The 3,865-nt window shown below is 64.5% G+C and carries 3 protein-coding genes and 1 pseudogene; 1 reads left to right on the top strand and 3 read right to left on the bottom strand.

Annotated elements, in window-relative coordinates; translation table 11 throughout:
• Both VIM98_RS19525 and dusB read right to left on the bottom strand, forming a co-directional pair.
• A pseudogene (locus VIM98_RS19525) lies at window positions 1–255 on the bottom strand (alpha/beta hydrolase); the annotation flags it as partial.
• Window positions 256–259: 4 nt separating this feature from the next.
• Window positions 260–1,246, bottom strand: coding sequence for a tRNA dihydrouridine synthase DusB (gene dusB, locus VIM98_RS19520; RefSeq protein WP_331994770.1), 987 nt, complete (start codon window positions 1,244–1,246; stop codon window positions 260–262).
• Between the two features lie 82 nt (window positions 1,247–1,328).
• On the opposite strand from dusB, the gene VIM98_RS19515 reads away from it, so the two are divergent.
• Window positions 1,329–3,122: a diguanylate cyclase gene (locus VIM98_RS19515; RefSeq protein ID WP_331994769.1), complete on the top strand. Its 1,794-nt coding sequence runs from the start codon at window positions 1,329–1,331 to the stop codon at window positions 3,120–3,122.
• 3 nt (window positions 3,123–3,125) lie between these two features.
• On the opposite strand, the gene VIM98_RS19510 is transcribed toward VIM98_RS19515, so the two are convergent.
• Window positions 3,126–3,689, bottom strand: coding sequence for an isoprenylcysteine carboxylmethyltransferase family protein (locus VIM98_RS19510; protein WP_331994768.1), 564 nt, complete (start codon window positions 3,687–3,689; stop codon window positions 3,126–3,128).
• Window positions 3,690–3,865: the final 176 nt, after the last annotated feature.

Below are 3,865 nucleotides of genomic sequence, written 5' to 3'. Positions count from 1 at the left end.
GCGATACCAGTTACGCTCGCCGCTTATCCAGCTGCCGCCGTAGAAGAACACGACAATCGGCACATGTTCGGCACGTGCGGGACGATAAATATCCAAGGCGAGACGATGCTCGGGATCGAATTCGATCCGTCGCTGGCGCTCGATGTCGTGACGCTGATCGGTCGCGTTGAGCCCGGCGAACAAAGTGGCTTCGCAACCGCCGAGCAACACGGCCGAGGCTAGCAGCAAGGCGGCTGCCAGGCCCCGGAGCGGCACAGCCTTAGGCCGCCAGCTGCCAGGCATCCTGCAACGCGGCAAAATAATCGCGGGTCAGGCGCAGCTGGTCGTGCGCGTTTTCCGCGCGATTGACCACGTGCCGGAAGGCGGCATTTTCAGGGCGATCCTTGGCGTACCAGCCCAGGTGCTTGCGTGCGATGCGCACACCTTGTTCCTCGCCATAGAACGCATAGAGATGCTCGAGGTGTTCGAGCAGGATCGCGCTCACCTCCGCCGGGGTCGGTTCGGGCAAGCGCTCGCCGGTGGCGAGATAGTGCGCGATCTCGCGGAAGATCCACGGACGGCCCTGCGCGCCGCGGCCGACCATCAGCGCATCGGCGCCCGTAGCAGCAAGCACCTGCCGGGCACCGTGCGGGTCGACGACGTCGCCATTGGCCAGCACCGGAATGCGAATCGAAGCTTTCACCGCGGCGATTGTCTCGTACTCGGCCTGGCCTTCGTATTTGTCGGCACGTGTGCGACCGTGCACTGCGAGCGCGGCGATACCGGCATCTTCGGCAATGCGAGCAATGTTCAGTGCGTTCTTGTTCTGCCGATCCCAACCGGTGCGGATTTTCAACGTAACCGGTACCGGCACCGCGCGTACCACGGCCGTGACGATACGCGCGACCAGGGGTTCGTCCTGCAGCAACGCCGAGCCGGACCACACGTTGCAGACTTTCTTGGCCGGGCAGCCCATGTTGATGTCGACGATCTGTGCGCCGTTGTCCACATTGAAACGCGCCGCTTCGGCCAGCATAGCCGGGTCGTAGCCGGCGATCTGCACGCTGACCGGCTCGGGCTCGCCCTCGTGGTCCATCCGCTTGAGCGATTTGCGCGTCTGCCACAGGCGCGGGTCCGAATGGGTCATCTCGGACACGGCCAAGCCCGCACCCAGCCGTTTGCACAGCAGGCGGAAGGGCTTGTCGGTGACCCCGGCCATGGGCGCGAGTACCACGGGCGGGTCGATGCGGTAGGGGCCGATCTGCATAACTGGGGCATTGTAACGGGGAAGCCCCGCCAAGCGGCTATGATAGAGCTGTCAGGGCGGAACCGAGGGGGCGCCGGGATCGATGCGGCGGGGAGCCAAGGTACTGTGGGCGATCGTAGGTTTGTGGCTGCTGGCGACGGCAGCCGCGGCGGCGACGGACGCCTCGATGAACCTGCTGCGTAGCGTCGCGGTCACCGATCCGCATGGGACCATCGCCAAGGTCCGTCGCCAACTGGACGACCATGACGCCAGCCTGCCTCCCGCACAGGAGAGGGCCCTGCTCTGGGGCATGGGCACTGCGGCGATCAACGCCAACGACGATGTGGCCCTGACTGAGTCGCTGCTGAGGCTGGACAATCTGGCCAACGCTTCTGCCGACCCGGTGGCCGCTGCCACCGCCGGTTTTTTACGGGCGCGACACAATATCGCCAATGGCCTGGGCGATAGCGATGGCGGTGGGGTCAGCGAAGCGCTATTGGCCGCTGACAAAGTGCTTGGCCACGGGGACCGCCAGATTTTAGTCTGGGCGCGCTTTCAGCTCTGCGATGCTTTCGCCCTCGATGAGAAAGCGGACAAAGCTTTACCGGCTTGCCGCCAGGCCGAAAGCGACTACGCCGCCCTGGGCGATATGTATGGTGTGGCCGATGCCTTGAACGATCAGGGCATCGCGTTGATGAGCCTGGAGCGCTTTCGCGATGCCGCCATCGCGTTCCAGCGTGCGCGGGCGCGTTTCCGCCAGGCGGGTGCGGAAGAGCTCGCCACGATGGTCGGCGACAATCTGGCGCAGGTTTATTTGCGGATGGGGCGGCCAGCCGACGCCTTGCCATTGTCGCGGGCCTCGTTGAAGGACGAATTGCGAGCCGGCCGGGTCAGCGATTCATTGTTTTCCAGTGCCGATATTGCTCGCGCCGAAGCAGCACTGGGCCATCCGCAGGAGGCTTACGCGCGCATCCGCCAGACCGTGGCCCGCGCCCGCGCAGCGGGTATCGGCGGTCAGCTGACGGACTTGCTCAAGAGCGAGAGCGAGCTCGCCGAGCAGGCGGGACAGCTCAAGCAAGCCCTGGCCGACGTGCGCGAAATACTGGCGTTCGAGCACGCTACCGATACACCGCACCTGCGCGAGATGGAAGCGGAGCTCGAGCAGCGCTATGCCGCGCGCGAAAAGGAGTTGCAGATCGGTCAGTTGGAGCGCAGCAATCGCTTGAAAGACTTGCAACTCAAGTCGGCGCAGATCGAAGCGCGTGCGACACAGCAGCAACAGAGGCTGGTCAACCTGATTGTCATGCTGGTAGTCGGTGCGCTATTGGCGATCAGTTTGCTTCTTTTTCAGCTCTGGCGTGGGCAGCGTCGGCACGCTGCCGAGCTGCTGGCGCAGACTCTGCGCGATCCGCTGACCGGTATCGACAACCGTCGTGCGTTCCAGGAGCGTGCACTGGCGATGCTCGACACGTGCGAGGTGGCGGCAGCGCATCCGCATGCGCTGCTGCTGATCGATATCGATAATTTCAAGCAGATCAACGACAGCCTGGGGCATCCTCAGGGCGACTTGGTGCTGTTGACGATCGCCGGGTTTCTCTCCAGGCATATCGATGCGGCCTGTCATCTGGCGCGCATCGGTGGCGAGGAGTTCGCGGTGCTGTGCCAGGCCTATGGTCACGATGCGGCCATGCGCCTGGCCGAGGTGTTGCGGCAGGGCGTGGCCGGGCTGGCACTGGAGGGCGAATTGAGGGGGCTGCGTGTGACCATCAGTATCGGCGTGGCGCAATTCGACGGTGTGCGCTGCCATGACCTTTCGAGTTGGATGCGCGCGGCAGACGGCGCTTTGTATTCGGCTAAATCCGGCGGCCGCGACCGAGTGATCGCCGCCGCCGCGTAGCGCTCAGTAGACCCCTGGCAACAGTCGCCAGGTGCGCATGCGGTAAGTGTCCCAGCGGGCACCGAAGGCCTCGGCCAGCACGCGTTCTTCCAGCCGGATGCGATGCAGGAACACCGGCACGCACAACACGAGGATGACCCCCAGCGACAGCGCATTGCCCAACGCCAACCCAAGGCCCGCCAAGGCAAGCAGGGCCCCGGTGTAGGACGGGTGGCGAAGGTAGCGATACGGACCGCTGTCGACCAGTGGCTGATCGGCGGCGATGGCGACATTCACGGTGAACCAGCGGCCCAGGTAAAGAATGGCATACCAGCGCAACATCAGGCCGCCGATCACTAATATCTCGCCCGTAAAGGCAGGCCAGGGCGTCCCGGGGAAACGCCATCCCATGCTGGAGAAAGCGACCCAGCACGCCAGGAACATCGCCAGCGGGATCACGATCCAGAACCAGGCCAGCGAGCCGCCATCCTTGCTGACGGCATTGCCACGTGCTCGGCGGAACAGCGACAGCGCTAGTTCGGACAGTCCAAACGCCAGGCCAAGCCACATCGGGGAAATCAATGTCATGGTACGAGCCTTCGGCAGTGACGATGCCCGCACTATGCGCCCAGTCCCGACCGTCGCCCAGTCGCGCCGGTCAGGCCGAAAAGCTGACGAATGTCAGAAGCGCTCCAGTACGCCAGCGATCGTGGCGGTCATGAAGGTAGCCAGCGAACCGCCCAGCACCGCGCGCAGGCCCAGGC

Origin of the sequence: Dyella sp., from assembly GCF_036568765.1 — a bacterium.
Taxonomy (GTDB): Bacteria; Pseudomonadota; Gammaproteobacteria; order Xanthomonadales; family Rhodanobacteraceae; genus GSA-30.
The sequence above is the reverse complement of the archived record's forward strand: the minus strand, read 5'-3'. Positions and strand labels throughout refer to the sequence as shown.

What these genes read in the sequence shown, in the direction of transcription:
- dusB (WP_331994770.1), bottom strand. Translation starts at nt 1,246, where the DNA reads ATGCAGATCGGCCCCTACCGCATCGACCCGCCCGTGGTACTCGCGCCC.
- VIM98_RS19515 (WP_331994769.1), top strand. Translation starts at nt 1,329, where the DNA reads ATGCGGCGGGGAGCCAAGGTACTGTGGGCGATCGTAGGTTTGTGGCTG.
- VIM98_RS19510 (WP_331994768.1), bottom strand. Translation starts at nt 3,689, where the DNA reads ATGACATTGATTTCCCCGATGTGGCTTGGCCTGGCGTTTGGACTGTCC.